General features: G+C 70.3%; 15 protein-coding genes. 8 read left to right on the forward strand and 7 right to left on the reverse strand.

Annotated features, from left to right (window positions below):
* Positions 1-2 precede the first annotated feature (2 nt).
* From ACQ0O7_RS18485 to ACQ0O7_RS18515, 7 genes are all read right to left on the reverse strand, one after another.
* Complete coding sequence (locus tag ACQ0O7_RS18485) at positions 3-1,091, reverse strand: ATP-binding protein (RefSeq protein ID WP_430783355.1); 1,089 nt, start codon at positions 1,089-1,091, stop codon at positions 3-5.
* Positions 1,088-3,154 (reverse strand): Mu transposase C-terminal domain-containing protein, encoded by a 2,067-nt coding sequence (locus ACQ0O7_RS18490; RefSeq protein ID WP_430783356.1) that lies wholly within the window; start codon positions 3,152-3,154, stop codon positions 1,088-1,090. Before ACQ0O7_RS18490 ends, ACQ0O7_RS18485 begins: the two co-directional genes overlap by 4 nt.
* Positions 3,151-3,906 carry a TnsA-like heteromeric transposase endonuclease subunit gene (locus ACQ0O7_RS18495; RefSeq protein WP_430783357.1) on the reverse strand — a complete coding sequence of 252 codons (756 nt, stop codon included), beginning with the start codon at positions 3,904-3,906 and terminating at the stop codon, positions 3,151-3,153. Before ACQ0O7_RS18495 ends, ACQ0O7_RS18490 begins: the two co-directional genes overlap by 4 nt.
* Before the next feature lie 720 nt (positions 3,907-4,626).
* Complete coding sequence (locus tag ACQ0O7_RS18500; protein WP_430783358.1) at positions 4,627-5,904, reverse strand: alpha/beta hydrolase family protein; 1,278 nt, start codon at positions 5,902-5,904, stop codon at positions 4,627-4,629.
* Between the two features lie 174 nt (positions 5,905-6,078).
* Positions 6,079-7,188 carry an aromatic ring-hydroxylating oxygenase subunit alpha gene (locus ACQ0O7_RS18505; protein ID WP_430783359.1) on the reverse strand — a complete coding sequence of 370 codons (1,110 nt, stop codon included), beginning with the start codon at positions 7,186-7,188 and terminating at the stop codon, positions 6,079-6,081.
* Between the two features lie 10 nt (positions 7,189-7,198).
* A complete protein-coding gene (locus tag ACQ0O7_RS18510) occupies positions 7,199-9,592 on the reverse strand; it encodes a GcvT family protein (protein WP_430783360.1) in 2,394 nt (797 codons plus the stop codon).
* Between the two features lie 331 nt (positions 9,593-9,923).
* On the reverse strand, positions 9,924-10,685 hold the full coding sequence (locus tag ACQ0O7_RS18515) for an IclR family transcriptional regulator (protein WP_430783361.1): 762 nt from the start codon (positions 10,683-10,685) through the stop codon (positions 9,924-9,926).
* Between the two features lie 167 nt (positions 10,686-10,852).
* Between ACQ0O7_RS18515 and ACQ0O7_RS18520 the strand changes: the two genes are divergently transcribed.
* The 8 genes from ACQ0O7_RS18520 to ACQ0O7_RS18555 are packed head-to-tail and all read left to right on the forward strand — an operon-like array spanning position 10,853 to position 20,503.
* Positions 10,853-11,995 (forward strand): NAD(P)/FAD-dependent oxidoreductase, encoded by a 1,143-nt coding sequence (locus ACQ0O7_RS18520; RefSeq protein WP_430783362.1) that lies wholly within the window; start codon positions 10,853-10,855, stop codon positions 11,993-11,995.
* Positions 11,995-12,339, forward strand: coding sequence for a bifunctional 3-phenylpropionate/cinnamic acid dioxygenase ferredoxin subunit (locus tag ACQ0O7_RS18525; protein ID WP_430783363.1), 345 nt, complete (start codon positions 11,995-11,997; stop codon positions 12,337-12,339). Before ACQ0O7_RS18520 ends, ACQ0O7_RS18525 begins: the two co-directional genes overlap by 1 nt.
* The gene (gene betA / locus ACQ0O7_RS18530) at positions 12,336-13,991 is read left to right on the forward strand and encodes a choline dehydrogenase (protein WP_430783364.1); all 1,656 of its coding nucleotides are present in this window, start codon (positions 12,336-12,338) and stop codon (positions 13,989-13,991) included. The genes ACQ0O7_RS18525 and betA overlap by 4 nt, the downstream gene beginning before the upstream one ends.
* Positions 13,988-15,394 carry an aldehyde dehydrogenase family protein gene (locus ACQ0O7_RS18535; protein WP_430783365.1) on the forward strand — a complete coding sequence of 469 codons (1,407 nt, stop codon included), beginning with the start codon at positions 13,988-13,990 and terminating at the stop codon, positions 15,392-15,394. Before betA ends, ACQ0O7_RS18535 begins: the two co-directional genes overlap by 4 nt.
* 12 nt (positions 15,395-15,406) lie before the next feature.
* Positions 15,407-16,426, forward strand: coding sequence for a quaternary amine ABC transporter ATP-binding protein (locus ACQ0O7_RS18540; protein WP_430783366.1), 1,020 nt, complete (start codon positions 15,407-15,409; stop codon positions 16,424-16,426).
* Positions 16,423-18,330 (forward strand): ABC transporter permease subunit, encoded by a 1,908-nt coding sequence (locus ACQ0O7_RS18545; RefSeq protein ID WP_430783367.1) that lies wholly within the window; start codon positions 16,423-16,425, stop codon positions 18,328-18,330. The genes ACQ0O7_RS18540 and ACQ0O7_RS18545 overlap by 4 nt, the downstream gene beginning before the upstream one ends.
* Positions 18,327-19,289 carry an ABC transporter substrate-binding protein gene (locus ACQ0O7_RS18550; RefSeq protein WP_430783368.1) on the forward strand — a complete coding sequence of 321 codons (963 nt, stop codon included), beginning with the start codon at positions 18,327-18,329 and terminating at the stop codon, positions 19,287-19,289. The genes ACQ0O7_RS18545 and ACQ0O7_RS18550 overlap by 4 nt, the downstream gene beginning before the upstream one ends.
* Entirely contained in the window at positions 19,277-20,503 is a 1,227-nt protein-coding gene (locus ACQ0O7_RS18555) for a sarcosine oxidase subunit beta family protein (RefSeq protein WP_430783369.1), read from the forward strand. Before ACQ0O7_RS18550 ends, ACQ0O7_RS18555 begins: the two co-directional genes overlap by 13 nt.
* The last annotated feature ends 36 nt before the right edge of the window (positions 20,504-20,539 follow it).

A 20,539-nucleotide genomic window follows, 5' to 3' on the forward strand; every position in this document is an offset into this window, starting at 1 on the left:
GGTCAGGCTGCCCCGGTCGTGGCGTCGGCTTGCTGCTCGGCGGCCGGCGTGGTGCGGCGCCGGGGCTTCGGCGTGGCCGCGGTGGCCGGAAGATGTTCGGCGGCGTGGTCGAGAACCACCCTGGCCAGACTCGTGCGGGTGATCTGTTCCGTGCCGTCGAAGATGGCTTCGACGGCGGCGTCACGGATCAGATGAGACAGGCTGCCGATCATGCCGCCGGTGCGTTGATGCAGGTAGTTGGCCAGACGGACCAGGCTGCCGGTGCGGTGACGGTGCAGGCAGAGCGCGTGTTCCATGGCGCTGACCAGAGCCGTCCATTGCTCGCGTTGGCCTCTGGTGCCATAGGCGAACGGGGTGGTGGCGATGGAGGCGAACCGGCCGGCGATCTGCCGGCCGCGGACTCCGGAGAACAGCCCGGCGTCCTCGACGGCGATGCCCGCGTAGACGAACGTCGCGGGTATGCGTTCGGCCAGGTATTTGAGCTGGTCAGAGGTCTCCGCGCCGATGCGGGTCGTCAGGCTGATGTTGTGGATCTCGTCGACCAGCACCAGGTCGGTGCCGAGCTGGCAGAGCACGTCACAGACCATGTTGGTGATGTTGACCTGGTTGAGGTTGCGGGGAATCGGCAGGCCGAGGAAGCGGGCGAACTCGGCTGCCAGGACTTTCGCCGTCGCGGCGGGCGGGACGGTGACGTAGACGACCGGCTGGAAGGCGCCGGCGAAGGGCCGCCGGCGGCGGACCAGCAGTTCGTGGTGCTTGCCGAGCTGCTTGAGCGCGGTGCTCTTGCCGGTGCCCGAGTCCCCGGTGACGATCAGGCCGCGCCGGGCGGTGTCGGTCCCGGCGTTAAGGGTGACCAGCCGGCGGCCGGTCTTGACGATCTGGTCGACGGTCGGGGTGGCAACCACGACCAGCCGCGCGTGGTGCGCGATCCGGGCCTCGTCATAGACCTCGCGGTCCTCGGCGCTCAACACGTTCAGCAGTTCCGGGGCCAGCCTCTCGACGTGCGGCGGCTGGTGGCTGACGAACCTCGCCCAGCCCTCTTTCGTGGTCGGCGGGTCATGTCCTTGCAGGTCACTGGCGTATCCGGTCATCGGTAGCGCCGTTCGTCGCCGGCCACGAATACCCCGAACGGGATCACCGTCGCCAGCGGTGCGTCATCGTCGCCGGCGTCGTCCTCGGCGGGCGCCGGTTCCGGTGGTGCGTCGTCGGTGCAGGTCAGCGGCGTCGGCCGGGACCCGGCCCGGGTGCGGGCGACCACCCGCCGGTGCCGCGGGTCGCTGTCCGGCCCGTTGCCGGCTCGGGTGAGCAGATCGTCCAGGGCCCGCGCGATCGCGGTCTCGTTCGTGTCGTCGCCGCCGCGTTGCGCCACCAGCTGGCGGGCCGTCCGCCAGGTGAAGTCCGCGAACGGTGCGCCGACCATCGGCAGGTGCGTCCAGTCCGCGGTGATCCAGCCGCCGTCGCGGTGGTTGCGGACGAACACTTGCGACAGGTCGTAGGGGTCGTAGTGGACCTCCCATTGCTTGTCCTTGCCGACCACCCCGGACACCTCGTGCCGGTAACGGCGCAGCTCAGTGCTGGTGTAGGTCCGGTAGTCGATCTGGATGCCGTGATCGCCGATCTGGCGCCACTCGATCGGCAGCAGTTCCAGGTAGTCGGCGCCGGTCAGCGGCATGGTGACGTGGCCGGCCGCCGCGATCGCCGCGACGAACATCTCGTTCGGTGACAGCACTCGGGCGCCCGCGTCCGGGTCGCGCAGACCTTCATGCGGCCGTGATTGCCACCCGGCGACGATCCACTCGTCGAGCAGTTCCTGCATCTGGGGCAACGACCAGACCGCCTCGGTCGCGGCCGCGGTGCCGCGGCGGGTGACGTTCGGGCCGAGGTAGCCGGCGACGTGCTGGCTGAACAGGGTGCGGATCGACAGGAAGGTCCGCTCGACGATGCCCTTGTCGGTGGGTGTGCCGGGACGGGCCGGCTGAACCGAGATTCCCAGCCGGTCACACGCGCGCACGAACGTCTCCGAGATGAACACCGTGCCGCGGTCGGTGACGATGGTCTCCGGGACGATCACCGGGCGGGCGGCGGCGTGTTCCAGCCGGGCGTCGAGCTCCAGCAGCCGCCGGTGCGGAATCCGTGACCGCGACATCCGCAGCGCCTGGTCCCAGCCCGGCCGCATCGGCTCCGGGACCAGCATCTTGGCCAGCAGCAGCGCCGCGTCGACCGCCTTGGTGCCCCGAGGGCGCAGCACCGCAGCGCAGATCGACCGGGTGCGGACGTCCAGCACGGTCGTCAACTCAACCCGGCCCGGCACCCCGTCGTCGAGCAGCGCCATCACGTCCAGCGGGGACGTGTCGGTCTGCACGATCTCGCCCGGCCGCAACGCGACCGTCGCGGTGAACGGGCGATCCGGGCGGTTCGCCTGGGTGCGGCGGGTGGTCGCCTCCCCGAACGTGTGCCGTCCGGTGTCCATCGCCGTGAGCAGCCGGTGGAACGTGGCGTGCGACGGCATCGGCACCACCCCCGCGCCGTGCTCGTCCTCGAGTAGCTTCTCCACCCGCCGGCGCAACCGCGTCCGGGTGCCGGTCGACTGGTTGACCTGCTCAGCCATCGCCGTCGCGACAGCCGTGACCACCCGCTCGTCCACCCGGCCGTAGGCGCTGACCGGCCGGGTGCCCCGGTGATCGACCAAGCCCCAAAGCCCCTGCTCGCGGTAGCGCAACCGCATCCGCTTGACCGTGATCGCGCTGGTCGGCTGGCCAGCCGAGGTCAGCTCCGCCGCCTTGGCCGCCTCCCGGTCGCGAAGGCTGTGCCGCGCCGGATCGTAGGGCTCCCGCGGCCGCGCCCCGTCCAGAGAGTCCGGCGGCAGACCGGTCTGGACCTCCACCACGTGCCGCTCCCAGCGGCGAGCCAACTCCCGCACCGACGCGGGCAACGCGTCGAGCAACCCGACCGGCTCCAGGCGCGGCGGCGGTGCGCTGGCCTCCAGCAGCTCGAAGCCCGCAGCCGCCAGCAGGTGTGCCAGCAGCAGCACCTGGGCGCCGCCGGCGTCGTCGACCAGCCGGACCCGGGCGCCGTCGAACCCGGCGACCGTCACCGGGCGGCCCTCGAACAGCACCCGGTCCCCGACACGCAGCACCGATCGCCCGGCGCTCACCGGGAAACCGCCGTGACCAGCGACGACTCCGACAACGGCACCGCCAGGTCCGTGTGCAGGCGCCCAGACCACAGCAGATGAAACACCGTCGGCAGGCTGGCCAGCGGATCACCCAGCAGCGCGGCGCCCTCCATCAACGGCGTGGGCTCGGCGAACACGCTGGGCGCGGCCGCGGCGACCGCCGGCCGCAGACAGCGCGGATGCCGATACCCCGCCAGCCAGCGCACGTTCGCCATCAGCACCGGATCCGGCTCATGGACCAGCCGGTAGTCCCAGCCGACCTGCTCACAGGCCCGGCCGGTCACCGCGAACACCGCGGCGTCCTTCGCCGGCATCCGATCGGCCGGACGGACGTCGACCACCACACCGGTGCCGTCGACCAGCCGGACGAAGAAGTCCGGCGCGTGCGACCGGCGCCGGCCGCCGTCGTCCCACGACAGCCAGAACGGCTGCGACGCCATGCCCGTCACCGTCGGATCGAAGTCCAGCAGCGTCAGGTGGTCGCGTTCCAGCCAGGACTCGAAGCCGACATGACAGCCGACGGTGGCCGACCACCACAGACCCGTGTTGTTGCGCTGACCCCGGTACACCGGGAACGACCGCACCGGCGCCACCGACTCGAACGCCACCGCCGCCGCGGCGGTCAGACTGTCGCGCCGCTCCCGTCCGTCCGGGCCGACATACCCGACAGCGAAGCCCGGCACCGGCGCCGGCACGGCCCCACCCACCGCAACCAGCCCGCTCAACGCCACCCCCGGCCTCAGAAAACGGGACGAGAGTATCGAGACATACCGACACCGGCATAGACCGCCCGGATCAGATTCACTGAGACGGGTCACGTGCGGATCAGATCCGCTGATACACGGATCAGATCCACTGAGAACTCACAGCCAGCAGCCGAGAAGAAGGCTCTACTCGGTGGAAAATCCGCCAAGATCTGCCAGCGTGGGGCCGGAAGGCGGACACTCGCGCGAGGAATTGACCCCAGACGGGCCAGCAGCCCAGAGAAAGGCACTTTCCGGTGGAAAATCCGCCAAGATCTGCCAAGGGCGGAGCCGGAGCGGGACATTCGCGGGGAATTGACCGCGCGGGCCGGCAGCCGAGAACAACATTCGAAACGGTGGCAAATCCTCCGAGATCCGCCGCGGAGCGCACTCGCGGCGAGTTTGGAGGAAACGCGCGCGACGAGTGGAGAAATGCGGAGGGCGCGGAGGACATTCGCGCAAGACGAGAAAAAAATCACGCAGGACACGAAGGAAACGCGCGGAGAGCGCGGAGAGAATAGCGCAGGACGGGCAGGACGGGCAGGACGGGCAGGACGGGCAGGACCCGGAAGACGCGCAGGACCCGGAAGACGCGCAGGACCCGGAAGACGCGCAGGACCCGGAAGACGCGCAGGACCCGGAAGACGCGCAGGACCCGAGGCGGTGGGGACCGAAGGGGTCGGGAAACCTAAGGCAACCTGGTCGGGCTCATGCGGCGCCGGTGAACCGCACCTCGGGGAACGCCGCGGACGGGCCCTCCAGCAGGCGCTGCCGCCGGTTGCGCAGATGCAGGTCGAAGAAGGCCAGCGGGTACGACCGCTGGATCCGCGTCGCCCGCTCTGGGGTCAGGGTGCCGACCAGCGCCCTCAGATCCTTGTCGCTCAAGCCGATGATCGTCGCCAACTGTGGGAGCAGCATCTGATGGTCGCAGTAGGAGCCGTGCACCACACCACAGGCGCGCACCGCGAGCCGCCAGCCGTGCAGGCGTGACCAGAACTGGGCGACGCTCGGTGAACCGGCCAGCGTGAAATCCGCGGTCATCAGCATGAACGGGCGGTCCAGGCCGGTGAAGACCGGGTTCGACTGCATCGGGCCGTCGAGGCCGAGCCCGGCCCGCACCCGCCGGTCGGTGCTCATCGCCAGGGCGGTCGCCGTCGCGCCCTTGGACCAGCCGAACATGCCGATCCGCCCGGGATCGAGCGAACGCCCCAGCCCGGCCGGCAAACGCTGCCCGGCCGGCAAACGCTGCCCGGCCCGGCGGCCGACGGCCAGGCCGCCGAGCTGACGGTCGGCGGCCAGACCCCCCGTCATGCGGCCGGCGGGCTGGCCCCCGAGGTGGTGATCGGTGGTCAGACCCCTGATCCGGCGGCCGGCGGCCAGGTCGTCGATGCGGTCGAGGAGGAAACGCAGGTCGGCCGCCGAATGCCACGGGGTGAACGGCTCGTCGCCGGGGACTGCCAGCCGGCCGTCCGGGAACTCGGTGAACGCGTCGCCGGTGTGATCCACGGTGACCACCACATAGCCGTGGCTGGCCAGCTCCTGAACGATCACGGTGGTCTCGGAGCGATGCCCGCCGGCGCCATGCGAATACACGATCACCGGCCATCGGCCGGGTGCCACCGGAGCGCCCTCCCGCCCGGCGGTGAGGGGCGCCGCGACGGCATCGGGGTCGAACCCGACGTCGGCGAGCAGCGCCCGCATCGGCGCCGGTGTCAGCCAGGGGGCCGGCGGGTGGTGCCGGGTGACGGTGGCAGCCGGGTACCACACACTGGTCATCAGCTCCCGGTCCTGCCGCTCCTCGTCGACGAGACGGAGCGACACGACGCCGACCGGATGTGGCCCGGTCGGTGCCGGAAGGGTGAGCAGCGCCGGCGACGCCGCCGCCCGGCCGGGGCCGAGCGGCACGACGGCCCCGGCGGCGAGGGCCGCGGCGAGCAGACGACGACGGGTGAACGCGGTGGTAGCGGTGGTAGCGGTGGCCTTCATGCCCACCACGATGCCCGCCGGGCGGGTCCCACCACATCGGCCCGTGGTCCTAATACCCTGGTCTACCCCCGGCGGGCCGAGGACGACGCGGCAAGACGAGCCGACCCGAACCCGGCGCGAGAAGGCCAGAAACGGAGAGGACGAAAAGGCCCAAAAGGATAGGAAGGGCGCGGGTCACGGTGTGCCGAGACGGGCGACGACCCAGTCGTGGAAGGCGCCGATGTGATGTTCGGAGGGAACCAGGACCCCACCGCGGGCGTACGCGCGGGACCCCATCGCCGGCTGACACCGCTCACAAGCGTCGAAGTCCTGCACGTTGACCCGATGGAACAACTCCACCGACCGGCTCACGTCCCGCCCGGAAGCCACCACCTCCTCGGAGTACAGCCAGTCACATTCCACGACCGTACGATCGGCGGCCACCGGGTACATCCGGTGCAGGATGATGTGGTCCGGCACCAGGTTGACGAAGACCTGCGGCTTGATGGTGACGGCGTAGTACCGGCGGTCCTGGCCGTCGGTCACTCCGGGCAGTCTGCCGAGCCCGGCCGACCCGTCGACGGTGAACCCTTCGATCCCGGTGCCGAATTCGGCCCCGTGCCCGACGTAGTACTGCGCGGCGTACCCGTCGGCGAACTCGGGCAGCACCTCGGTCAACTCGGGGTGGATGGTCGCGCAGTGATAGCACTCCATGAAGTTCTCGACGATCAACTTCCAGTTCGCCCGTACGTCGTACGTGATCCGCCGCCCCACCCGCAGCGTGTCGATCCGGTACGAGTCGATGGCCGTCAGCGCGCCGAGCCGTTCGGTGACCGCTCCCATCACGTCGTCCTCGAAGGACGGCGGCTCGTCGGCCAGGCACACCCACGCGTAGCCGATCCATTCCCGGAGACGCACCGGGACCAGCCCGTACTCAACACGGTCGAGGTCCGGCATCCGGGTCAGGTTCGGCGCTGCGACGAGCCTGCCGTCCAGACCATAGGTCCATGCGTGGTACGGGCATTGAAAGGCCCGCTTGACCTGCCCGGATTCCTCGGTGCACAGTTTCGCGCCGCGATGCCGGCAGATGTTCAGGAAGGCCCGCAGTTCACCATCGCGCCCGCGGACGATCAGCACGCTCTCCCGGCCGACCTGGACGGATTTGAAGCTTCCGGGGGTGGGCAGGTCGGCGGCGCGTACCGCGCAGAACCACATGGTCTCGAAGATCCGGGACTGTTCCTGGGCGAAGACCGCGGGGTCGGTGTAGAAGTGGCCGGGCAGGGTGGGTATGAGGCTGGTGGTCACGACAGCACCTCTATCGGCGGATTCGTTCCATCTTGGGGTCGTACAGCGGCTCCGCGGTGACGGTCGCGGCGAGTCGGGTGCCGAAGTATCCGATGTCCACCGGGGTGCCGGGGACGGCGAGCGCGGCGGGCAGCCAGGCGTAGGCGACGGTGCGCCCGATGGTGTAGCCGTAGGCGGCACTGGTGACGTACCCGACGGGCTCTCCGCCGTCGAACACCGGTTCTTTGCCGAGCACCACGGCGGTGTCGTCGTCCAGGGTGAGGCAGGTGAGCCGGGTGGACGGGATCCGGCCGGCGATGGCCGAGCGGCCGATGAAGTCGCCCTTGTCCATCCGTACGGCGAATCCGAGCCCCGCCGCGTACGGATCGTGTTCGGTCGTCATGTCGACGCCCCACGCCCGGTAGCCCTTCTCCAGCCGGAGGCTGTTGAAGGCGCTGCGCCCGGCCGCGATGATCCCGTGTTCGCGCCCGGCCGCCCACAGCGTGTCCCACAGTTTGAGCCCCAGGTCGGCGGTGGTGTACAGCTCCCAGCCCAGTTCCCCGACGTACGACAGGCGCATCGCGGTGACCGGGACCTCGCCGATGAAAGCGCGCTGAGCGCGGAAGTACTTGAGTCCCTCGTGGGAGAAGTCGGTCCGGGTGAGCGGCTGGAGCACGTCCCGGGCGCGTGGCCCCCACAGCCCGATGCAGCAGGTCCCGGCGGTGATGTCGCGGATGTGCACGGTGTCCGGGGCGTGCCGGCGCATCCAGTCCTCGTCGAGCGGCCCGTTGGCACCGATCTGGAAGGTCCGCTCGCCGAGCCGGGCGACGGTGAGGTCGCTGCGGATCCCACCGGCATGATCGAGCATCAGCGTGTACGTGACCGATCCAACCGATTTGTCCAAGTCGTTGGTCGTCAGGTACTGCAGAAGATCAAGTGCCCCGGGCCCACTCACCTCCAGGCGTTTGAGGGGAGTCATGTCGAACATGGCGACACGTCGGCGAGTGGCTGCGGCCTCCACCGCGGCGATCGGCGACCAGTATCGCGCGGCCCACGCGTCACGAGGGGGGACCTCGACCGGCGGGAGGTCGGCGTTGGCGGTGAACCAGTGCGGGCGCTCCCATCCGGCGGCCTCCAGGGACACCGCCCCCAGCTCCTGGTGCCGAGAGTGGAACGGGCTGGTCCGCAGGGGACGCGGCCACTCCATCGGCTGCAGGGGGTGGACTATGTCGTACACCTCGATGAAGTTCTGTTTCCCCCGCTCCTCGATGTAGGACGGGGCGAGCTGCACCTCCTCGAAGCGGTGCAGATCGGCCTCGTGCAGGTCGATCCGGGGCCGGCCCTCGACCAGCCATTCGGCCATCGCCCGCGCCACCCCGGCCGAATGCGTCACCCAGACCGCCTCGGCCACCCAGAAACCGGACAGATCACGGTGTTCGCCGAGGATGGGGGCGCCGTCGGGGGTGAAGGAGAAGATGCCGTTCATCCCCTCCTCGACCGAGGTGTGCGCGAGGTCCGGCAGCAGTTCCACGCTCTCCCGCCAGGCGGGGGCGAAGTCGTCGGGGGTGAACTCCAGGACGCTCGGCATGACCGGCGCCTCGGCCGGTGACCGGAAGTCGTGCACCGGGATCGGCCGGTGCCCGTAGTAGCCGATGCCGATCCGGTCGCCGTGGTCGCGGTAGTAGAGGTCCTGGTCCTGGTGTCGCAGGATGGGCCGGCTCGCCACCGCCGGCGAGGAGGGCACCGGGCCGGTCCGGGCGTACTGGTGGGCCAGGGGCTGCAGGGGAATCGTCAGGCCGACCATCCGGCCGATCCGCGGCCCCCAGAATCCGGCGGCGCAGACCACCACGTCGGCCGGGATGAACCCCTCGGACGTCTCGACGCCGGTGACCCGGCCGCTCTCCTGCCCGATGCCGGTGACGGTGTGTGAGCCGAGGAACCGGGCGCCGCGCGAGACGGCCCGGCCGGCCTGTGTCTCGACCGCGAGCACCGCCCCGGCCAGCCCGTCGGTCGGCACATGGAATCCGCCGAGGATCTTCGACGCGGACAGCAGCGGGTGGAGGGCCACGCATTGGTCGGCGTCGAGCAGTACTCCCTCGACACCCCACGAGGTGGCCAGGCCCTTCTTGCGTTCGAGGTCGCGCCGGCGCGCCTCGGTGGTGGCCACCTCCAGCCCGCCGACCTGCTGGAAACATCCGAGGGCGGAGAGTTTCCGGACGGTGTACGCGGCGAGTTCGGTCATGGTCTTCGACGGGTTGGTCTGGAAGACCAGGCCGGGGGCGTGCGAGCTGGAACCACCGGGGGTGAACAGCGGCCCCTGGTCGACCACCGTCACGTCGGTCCAGCCGCGCTCGGTCAGTTCGTCGGCGAGCGCGCTGCCGACGACACCGGCGCCGATGATCACTACACGGGGGGATTTGGCCATTGAGCGTCCTTGCGTTTCACGAAGCGCAACTCGACCTGAGATACGCAACAGCTTCGATGCTTGTCGCGCTCGCCGTCAAGACACTCAGATTTCCGGTCCGTGAAGCTTCCGGCTCGCGGTCCGCGGTCGTTCTCAACCCTTTGGCGGTACGCCGATCGGGCCCTCGGAAATCGGGTCGCCCCGCCCCGTCCCCGCGAGGCCGGCGGCACCGCCGGACCGCCCGGCGACCGCCGGGCGAATGCGGTGGCCGGGGGGGGCAGCCGAGCAGCCCGGCGCGGCCGGTGACGCCGTTGTCGCGCACCCGATGTCACGGTCGGGTTCCGGGGTGTCCTCAGCGGGTCCAGCCCATGCGGAGGCTCACCTCGTCGGCGGTGCGGATCACGCGTTCGGCCACCTCGGGGAAGGCCGAGCGGTCCAGGCGGTAGGCGGGCCCGGAGACGCTGAGGGCGGCTGTCACCGAACCGTCGGCGCCGCGGATCGGGGCGGCCACCGCGTTCAGGCCGACCTCGTACTCCTCGGCGGTGAACGCCCAGCCCGCGGCCCGGACCCGGACGAGTTCGGCGGTCAGCTCGGCCACCCCGGTGATCGTCGACTCGGTGAACCGCTCCAGGCCGGCGGGGACCGGGCCGGGGGCGAACGCGAGCAGCACCTTGCCGCTGGAGGTGGCGTGCAGTGGGGTCTGCTTGCCGATCCAGTCGTGGCTGGCGACCGACGCGGCGCCCCGGCTTTGCAGCACGTTGACGGCCCGGCCACCGTCCAGGATCGCGATGTTGACGGTCTCGCCCAGCTCGGCGGCGAGTTGTTCGCACGCGGCGTGGCCCTCCCGGCTGACGTCGAGCTGGGCGGCTACCGATCCGGCCAGCCGGACGATGCCGAGACCGAGGCGGTAGGTGCCGCGATCGTGGGACTGTTCCACGAATCCCCGGTGTTCCAGGGCGGCGAGCAGGCGGAACGCGGTGGACTTGTGCACGCCCAGCTCTCTGCCGATCTCGGTGACCCCGGCGGTTCGACGGCGGGCGAGGATCTCCAGGACGGCCAGGGCGCGGTCGACGGACTGCACGTGGGCCGGGTTCGACTCGCGTTCGTTGCTCATGACGCAACGATAGGACAGCCGTCCGGCCATCTCGGTCAGCCGGTTTCCGGCAGGTTGCCAGACGTGACCGCTCGCTGACGGACTCTTGACTATCGATCTCTGTCTCGGCAGTCTGTTGCGGATCTCACGAGCTGTTTCGTTTTACACAACGAATGGCGGTTGTCTGCGTGCGAAAAGTCGTGATTGTCGGGGCATCCCTGGCAGGGCTGAGTGCCGCACGCGCGTTCCGGCGGCAGTCCTTCACCGGCGAGATCGTCGTGGTCGGGGCCGAGCGGCATCACCCGTACGACCGCCCGCCGCTCTCCAAACAATTCCTCACCGGCGCGATGACCGCCGGCGACATCCGGCTCGGTGACAACCTCGACGACCTGGCCGTCTGGCGTCTCGGCGTCACCGCCACCCGGCTGGACCCGCACGATCGCGGCGTCGAGCTGGACACCGGCGAGCGGATCCGCGCGGACGGCGTGGTGATCGCGACCGGCGCGCGAGCCCGGCCGCTGGGCAATCCCGGTCACCTGGCCGGGGTGCACACGCTGCGCACCCTGGACGACGCGATCGCCCTGAAGGATGATCTGCGCGACGGCGCCCGGCTGGTGGTGATCGGCGCGGGTTTCATCGGCGCCGAGGTGGCGTCCAGCGCCCGTGCGCTCGGCCTGGACGTGACGGTCGTCGAGTCGCTGCCCACCCCGCTGGCCGGCCCGCTCGGTGTCGAGATGGGCGCGATCTGCGCGCGACTGCACACCGATCACGGGGTACGGCTACTGGCCGGCGTGCCGGTGAGCGCCCTGATCGGAACCGGCCGGGTGCGGGCGGTCGAGCTGGCCGACGGCACCCGGCTGCCGGCCGACGTGGTGGTGGCCGGGATCGGCGCGCTGCCCAATGTGGAGTGGCTGGCCGGATCCGGGCTGGACGTCTCCGGCGGGGTGCTGACCGACGCGTCCGGCGCCACCTCGATCCCGCGGGTGGTGGCCACCGGCGACTGCGCGAGGGTCGCCGGTGGGCGGCGCTCCGAGCATTGGACGCATGCGCTGGACCATCCGGCGATCGCGGTGGCCGGCCTTCTCGACAGCCGGGGGCCCACCCCCAGGGAGCCCTACTTCTGGTCCGACCAGTACGGCGTGCGGATCCAGTTCGCCGGGCACCGCGAGCCGGGCGACAGCGTCCGGGTGATCGAGGGCGATCCGGCGGACCGCAGTTTCCTGGCACTGTACGAACGGGACGGCCGGCCGGTCGCCGTGCTGGGCCTGAATCAGCCGAAATCGTTCACCCGCTGGCGGCGTCAGCTGCGCGCCAATTCCCGGGAGGCGTGATGTTCCAGCCGGTCTGCCCGCTCAGTGCCGTCCCGCCCGGCGAGTCCTACCGCTGGGATGCCGACCCGCCGGTGGCGATTTTCCACACCGAGGACGGCGAGGTCTTCGCGATCGACGACACCTGCACCCACCAGGACGCCTCGCTCGCCGACGGCTGGCTGGAGGGCTGCGAGGTGGAGTGCCCGCTGCACGCCTCAAGGTTCGACCTGCGGACCGGCCGGGTGGACGAGCCTCCGGCGAAGAGACCGGTCCGGGTCCATCGGGTGGAGGTGACCGACGGTGTGGTGCACGTCGAACTCTCCGAGGAAGCACCGAATCTGCCACCGGGAGTGAAGCAGGGATGACCCAGTACGACTTCGTGATCGTCGGCGGCGGTTCGGCCGGATCGGCGCTGGCCAACCGGCTGTCCGCGGACCCGTCGAACAAGGTTCTGGTGCTGGAGGCGGGCCGGCCGGACTACCCGTGGGACGTGTTCATCCACATGCCGGCGGCGCTGCCGTTCCCGATCGGCAACCGGTTCTACGACTGGAAGTACGAGTCGGAGCCCGAGCCGCACATGAACGATCGGCGGATCTATCACGCCCGCGGCAAGGTGCTCGGCGGCTCCAGCAGCATCAACGGGATGATCTTCCAGCGCGGTAATCCGCTCGACTACGAGCGCTGGGCCGCCGATCCGGGCATGGAGTCGTGGGACTACGCGCACTGCCTGCCGTATTTCAACCGGATGGAGTCGTGCCTGGCCGCCGACCCGGACGACCCGTTCCGCGGCCATGACGGCCCGCTTGCGCTGGAACGCGGCCCGGGCACGAATCCGCTGTTCGGGGCGATGCTGGAGGCCAGTCGTCAGGCCGGGTACCCGCCCACCGGCGACGTCAACGGGGAACGCCAGGAGGGCTTCGCCCTCTTCGATCGCAACATCCGCCGTGGTCGCCGTCTCTCCGCGGCGCGCGCCTATCTGCACCCGGCGATGAGCAGACCCAACTTGACGGTACGCACCCGTACGCTCGTGTCCCGGGTGTTGTTCCGGGGCCGGCGCGCGGTCGGGGTCGAGTATCTCAAGGGCGGCGGCGGGACCCCGTTCCGGGCGTACGGCAAGGAAGTGATCCTCTGCGGCGGGGCGATCAACACGCCGCAACTGATGCAGCTGTCCGGTGTGGGCAACGCCGCCGAACTGTCCGCGCTCGGCATCGACCCGGTGCACGACCTGCCCGGCGTCGGCGAGAACATGCAGGACCACCTGGAGGTGTACGTCCAGTACGCCTGCACCCGGCCGGTGTCGGTCCAGCCGTACCTGAAGTGGCGGTACCGGCCGTGGATCGGTGCGCGGTGGCTGTTCCTGCGCAGTGGGCCGGGCGCGACGAACCACTTCGAGGCGGGCGGTTTCGTCCGGAGCAACGACGAGGTGGCGTACCCCAATCTGATGTTCCATTTCCTGCCGATCGCGGTCCGCTACGACGGCTCGGCTCCGGCCGGCGGCCACGGCTATCAGGTGCATGTCGGCCCGATGTACTCCGACGCCCGCGGCTCGGTGAAGATCGTCAGCCGGGATCCGCGCGAGCACCCGGCGCTGCGGTTCAACTATCTCTCCACCGATCAGGACCGGCGGGAGTGGGTGGAGGCGGTCCGGGTCGCGCGCGACATCCTGAACCAACCCGCGCTGGCCGGATTCAACGGCGGCGAGACGTCACCCGGGCCGTCGGTGCGGACCGACGAGGAGATCCTCGACTGGGTGAGGCGCGAGGGTGAGACCGCCCTGCACCCGTCGTGCACGGCCAGGATGGGTGTCGACGAGATGTCGGTGGTCGAGCCGGGGAGCATGCGGGTGCACGGGCTGGAAGGCCTGCGGGCCGTGGACGCGTCGGTGATGCCCTACGTCACCAACGGCAACATCTACGCCCCGGTGATGATGGTCGCCGAGAAGGCCGCCGACCTGATCCTCGGCAACACTCCCCTGGACCCGGTCAAGGTCCCGTTCCATCGGCGGGACGTGCGATGAGGGAGATCCACTGCCCGGCGGACGGCAGCCTGGTCGCCACGGTTCCGGAGCACACCCGCGCGGACACGGTCGCCGCGATCGGGGTGGCCCGCAAGGCGTTCGACGACGGCCCGTGGCCGCACACCCCGGCAGCCGAGCGGGGCGCGCTGCTGCACCGGGTCGCCGAGCTGATCACGCGGGACAGCGGCAGCCTGGCTCGCGCCGAGTCCCTGGACACCGGGAAACGCCTGGTCGAGGCCGAATACGACATGGCCGACATCGCCGCCTGCTTCCGCTACTACGGCGGGCTGGCGGCCACCGACGCCGGCCGGGTGATCGATACCGGACGGACCGACGCGATCAGCCGTGTCGAGTACGAGCCGATCGGCGTCTGCGGGCTGATCACCCCATGGAACTATCCGCTGCTGCAGACCTCGTGGAAGGTCGCCCCCGCGCTGGCGGCCGGCAACACCTTCGTGCTCAAACCGAGCGAGCTGACCCCGTCCACCGCGATCATGCTGATGGCTCTCCTCGCCGAGGCCGGGCTGCCGGACGGGGTCGCGAACCTGGTGCTCGGCGCCGGTGCCGAGGTCGGCGCGCCGCTGGCCGAGCACCCGGACGTGGACATGGTGTCGTTCACCGGCAGCCTGCGCACCGGCCGGCTGCTGACAACGGCCGCCGCGGCCACCGTGAAACGGGTCGCGCTGGAACTGGGCGGCAAGAACCCGAACGTGGTGTTCGCCGACGCCGACTTCGACACCGCCGTCGACATGGCGCTGACCGCGGTGTTCCTGCACTCCGGGCAGGTCTGCTCGGCCGGCGCGCGGCTGATCGTCGAGGAGCCGGTCCACGACCGGTTCGTGGACGCGGTGGTGGAGCGGGCGCGGCGGATCCGGCTGGGCGGGCCGTTCGACACCGAGGCCGAGACCGGGCCGCTGATCTCGGCGGAGCACCTGGCCGAGGTGGAGGCGTACGTGGCCGCCGGTCTCGCCGAGGGCGCGGTGCTGCGCTGCGGTGGCGAACGGCTGGACGGGCCGGGCTTCTTCTACCCGCCGACCGTTCTGGACCAGTGCCGGTCCGGGATGAGCGTGGTCCGGGACGAGTCGTTCGGGCCGGTGCTGACGGTGGAGACGTTCACCGGCGAGGACGAGGCGGTCCGGATCGCCAACGACACCGAATACGGGCTGGCCGGGGCGGTGTGGACGCGGGACGCCGGGAAGGCCCAGCGGGTCGCGCGCCGGCTCCGGCACGGCACCGTGTGGATCAACGACTACCACCCGTACGTCCCGCAGGCCGAGTGGGGCGGCTTCAAGCAGTCCGGCAACGGTCGCGAGCTGGGTCCCACCGGACTGAACGAATACCGCGAGATCAAGCACGTCTGGCAGAACATCGACCCGCGTCCCCAGCACTGGTTCCGCCCCTAAGAAGGAGTCGAAGTGAACACCGAGGCAGTCATCTCGGTCCGGGACCTGTGGAAGGTGTTCGGGCACAAGGCGGAGCAGGTCCCGAAGTCGGCCGAGCTGTCCGCGCTGTCCCGCCGCGAGCTGCTGGACCGGACCGGGTGCACCGCGGCGGTCCGGGAGGTGTCGTTCGACGTCGCCCCCGGCGAGGTCTTCGTGGTGATGGGGCTCTCCGGATCCGGGAAGTCCACATTGGTGCGGTGCCTGACCCGGCTGATCGAGCCGACCGCCGGTCACGTGGTGTTCGAGGGCGAGGACATCCGGACCGCCGGACCGAAGCGGCTGCGCGAGCTGCGCCGGCGCAAGTTCTCGATGGTCTTCCAGAACTTCGGGCTGCTCCCGTTCCGGCAGGTGATCGACAACGTCGCGTACGGGCTGGAGATCCGCGGCGCCGGTAAGGCCGAACGCCACCGCCGGGCCCGCGAGGTGATCGAACTGGTCGGGCTGGACGGGTACGAGCACAGCTACCCCGACCAGCTCTCCGGCGGCATGCAGCAGCGGGTCGGGCTGGCCCGCGCCCTGGCCGGCGACCCGGACGTGCTCTATTTCGACGAGCCGTTCTCGGCGCTGGACCCGCTGATCCGCCGGGACATGCAGAACGAGGTCATCCGGCTGCACCGCGAGGTCGGCAAGACGATGGTGTTCATCACCCACGACCTGTCCGAGGCCCTGAAACTCGGCGACCGGATCCTGATCATGCGGGACGGCAGGCAGGTCCAGTGCGGGACCGGGGCCGAACTGGTCGGCGCGCCGGCCGACGACTACGTGCGGGACTTCGTCAGTGACGTACCGAAAGCCGACGTCCTGACCTTGCGCTGGATCATGCGGGACCGGCGGGACGACGATCCGCTGGACGGCCCCGAGCTGGGACCGGAGGTGATCGTGCGGGAGGCGGTCCGCCCGGTGCTGGCCGCGGGGAAGCCGGTGCGGGTGGTCGAGAACGGCGCCCTGCTCGGTGTGGTCACCGCCGAGGAGATCATCGGGGCGACCGCGTGAGGCGACCGCTGCTGATCGCCGGAGTGCTGGCGGTCTGGGTGGCCGCCTGGGTCCCGTTGCACGGCCTGCACACGCTCGCCCTCTCCCCCGCCGACCTGACCCCGCTGCACCACTGGCTGAACGAGGTCAACGACGCGGCCGGCGCCAGCCGGAACAGCAGCCCGGTCTTCCTCTACTTCTTCAACGAGATCCGCGCGGTCGTCGACGGGTTCGTCGGGTTCGTGCAGGAACTGATCGCCCAGCCGTCGGCCGGCCGGCCGGTCCCGGTGCTCGGCTGGCTCGGCGTGGTCGCCCTGATCGGGTACGTCTCGTGGGCGGTCGCCAACTGGCGGGTGGCGCTGCTGGCGATCGGCGGGTCGCTCCTCCTCGGCGCTCAAGGGCTCTGGACCGAGAGCATGGACACCCTCGCCCTGACCCTGTCCGCGGTGTTCCTCGCCCTGCTGTTCGGCATCCCGCTGGGCATCTGGGCCGGGCTCTCCGAACGGGTGCACCGGCTGATCACACCGGTGCTGGACTTCATGCAGACCATGCCCACCTTCGTCTACCTGGCCCCGCTCACCCTGCTGTTCCTGATCGGCCCGGCGTCGGCGACCATCGCCACCCTGATCTACGCGATGCCCCCGGCGATCCGGCTGACCGCGCACGGCATCCGCTCGGTGCCCCGGGCCGCGGTCGAGGCCACCGAATCCCTCGGCGCGACCCGCCGGCAGATCCTCACCGGGGTCCAGCTGCCACTGTCCAGGAGCACCATCGTGCTGGGCGTCAACCAGACCATCATGGCGGCCCTGTCGATGGTCACCATCGCGGCGCTGATCGACGCGCCCGGGCTCGGCAAGACCGTCATCAAGGCACTGCAGACCCTGGACGTGGGTACGGCCTTCAACGCCGGGCTGGCGATCGTGGTGATGGCGATCGTGCTGGACCGGGTCACCACGGCGGCCGGCGTCACCACCCGCCGGACCCGCCTGCACAAGCCGCTGCTGGCCGGATTCGGGGTGGTCGCGGCGGTCTGCGCCTACCTGTCGCACACGTACTACTGGGCGGCCGAGTTCCCCGATCGGTTCAGCGTCGGCCCGCTGCTGTCCAGGGGCGCCGACGAGGTGACCTTCTGGGCACAGACCGAGTTGTCCACCGCCACCGGATGGATCAAGGACCTGGTGACGTACGCGCTGCTCAATCCGTTGCAGTCGCTCCTGGTCGAATCACCGTGGTGGCTGGTCGGGCTGGTCGCGGTGGCCCTCGCGGCGCTGCTCGGCGACATCCGGGCGGTGCTCACCACGGCGGTCTGTGTCGGCGCGCTGATCGGCACCGGACTGTGGCAGGACAGCATGACCACCCTGGCCATGACCATCGTCGCGACGCTGCTGGTGATGGTGCTGGGTGTGCTGGCCGGAGTGTGGATGGGCCGCAGCCGGACGGCCGACCGGATCATCCGGCCGGTGCTGGACGCCGGGCAGACCATGCCGTCGTTCGTCTACCTGGTGCCGTTCCTGGCGCTCTTCTCGGCCACCCGGTTCACCGCGATCGTCGCCGCGGTGGTGTTCGCCGCCCCGGTGGCGGTCAAGCTGGTGGCCGACGGCATCCGCGGCATCCCGGCGGCCACCGTGGAGGCCGCCACCGCCGCCGGATCCAGCACCTGGCAGCTGATCACCAAGGTCCAGCTGCCGATGGCCCGGCCGTCGCTGGTACTGGCGGCCAACCAGGGCCTGATCTACGTACTGGCCATGGTCGTGGTCGGTGGCCTGGTCGGAGCCGGCGCGCTCGGCTACGACGTGGTCGCCGGCTTCTCCCAGGGCCAGCTCTACGGCAAGGGCCTCGCGGCCGGCGCCGCCATCGTGTTGCTCGGGATCATGCTCGACCGGATCGCCCGGGCCTCCTCCCCCTCGAAAGGCGACAACTCATGAGATTGCTGCGACTGGCGGCGACCGCCACGATCACGGCACTGGCCCTGACCGCGTGCGGTGGCGAGAAGATCGGCGGCACCCAGCCCGCGGGCGGGGCCTCGGGCGCCGCGGCGAACTGCGGAACGTTCAACCTGGCGATCAACCCCTGGGTGGGGTACGAGGCGACCGCCGCGGTGATCGCCCACGTCGCCGAGACCAGCCTGGGCTGCACGGTCACCAAGAAGGACCTCAAGGAGGAGATCGCCTGGCAGGGCTTCGGCACCGGCGAGGTGGACGCGATCGTGGAGAACTGGGGCCACGACGACCTCAAGAAGAAGTACATCGACGAGCAGAAGACCGCGGTGTCGGCCGGCTCCACCGGCAACAAGGGCATCATCGGCTGGTACGTGCCGCCGTGGATGGCCGAGAAGTACCCGGACATCACCGACTGGAACAACCTCAACAAGTACGCCGCCGAGTTCAAGACCTCCGAGTCCGGTGACAAGGGCCAGCTGCTGGACGGCGACCCGTCGTTCGTCACCAACGACGAGGCCCTGGTGAAGAACCTGAAACTGGACTACAAGGTGGTGTACGCCGGTAGCGAGACCGCGCTGATCACCGCGTTCCGGCAGGCCGAGGCCAAGAAGACCCCGCTGATCGGCTACTTCTACGAGCCGCAGTGGTTCCTCGCCGAGGTGCCGCTGAAGAAGGTCGACCTGCCGGAGTGGACCGAGGGCTGTGACGCCGACGCCGCGAAGGTCGCCTGCGACTACCCGGAGTACGACCTCGACAAGATCGTCAGCAAGAGGTTCGCCGACGCCAACGGCCCCGCCTACCAGCTGGTGAAGAACTTCAACTGGACCAACGACGACCAGAACGTGGTCGCCAAGTACATCTCCGAGGACAAGATGTCCGCCGCCGACGCCGCGAAGAAGTGGGTCGACGCGAACCCCGACAAGGTCAAGGCGTGGCTGCCGTAAACCCCGGCACGGTCGACCACCCGGAGCGCCTGTGGCGTAACCCGGAGCCCGCCGCCCACTACGACGTGATCGTCGTGGGCGGCGGCGGGCACGGCCTGGCCACCGCCTACTACCTGGCCAGAAACCATGGCATCACCAACGTGGCGGTCCTGGAGAAGGGCTGGCTGGCGGGCGGCAACATGGCCCGCAACACCACCATCATCCGGTCCAACTACCTGTGGGACGAGAGCGCCGGCATCTACGAGCACTCCCTCAAACTCTGGGAGACCCTCGAACAGGAGCTGGACTATCCCCTGCTGTTCAGCCGGCGCGGGGTGCTCAACCTGGCGCACAGCCTCCAGGACGTCCGCGAGGGTGTCCGCCGGGTGCACGCCAACCGGCTCAACGGCGTCGACGCCGAATGGCTCGACCCACGGCAGGTCCAGGAGATCTGCCCGATCATCAACATCGCCCCCGACGTGCGCTACCCGGTGCACGGGGCGACCTACCAGCCGCGGGCCGGCATCGCCAAACACGACTACGTCGCCTGGGGGTACGCCCGGGCCGCCGACGCCCTCGGCGTCGACCTGATCCAGCACTGCGAGGTCACCGGTCTCCAGGTCACGAACGGCCGGGTGACCGGGGTGCACACCACCCGCGGCACCATCGGGGCCGGAAAGGTGGCACTCAGCGCGGCCGGGCACACCTCGGTCGTCGCCGGGATGGCCGGGATCCGGCTGCCGTTGCAGAGCCACCCGTTGCAGGCGCTCGTCTCCGAACTGCTGGAACCGGTCCACCCGACGGTCGTCATGTCCAACGCCGTGCATGTGTACGTCAGCCAGGCGCACAAGGGTGAACTGGTGATGGGCGCCGGCATCGACACGTGGAACGGCTACGGGCAGCGGGGCGCGTTCCACATCATCGAACGGCAGATGTCCGCGGCCCTGGAGTTGTTCCCGGTGTTCGCCCGCGCGCACGTGCTGCGCACCTGGGGCGGCATCGTCGACACCACCCCCGACGCGTCCCCGATCGTCGGCCTGTCCCCGGTCGGCAACCTGTATCTGAACTGCGGGTGGGGCACCGGCGGGTTCAAGGCCACCCCCGGCGTCGGCTGGTGTTACGCGCACACCGTCGCGCACGGCGAACCACACCCGCTGAACGCCCCGTTCAGCCTCGACCGCTTCACGACGGGCGCCCTGGTCGACGAACACGGCGCCGCAGCCGTCGCCCACTGACCCCGCCCCCACCACGTGCCGACTTCCGGTCCAATC

It is taken from the genome of Actinoplanes sp. G11-F43, assembly GCF_050589265.1.
GTDB lineage: Bacteria > Actinomycetota > Actinomycetes > Mycobacteriales > Micromonosporaceae > Actinoplanes.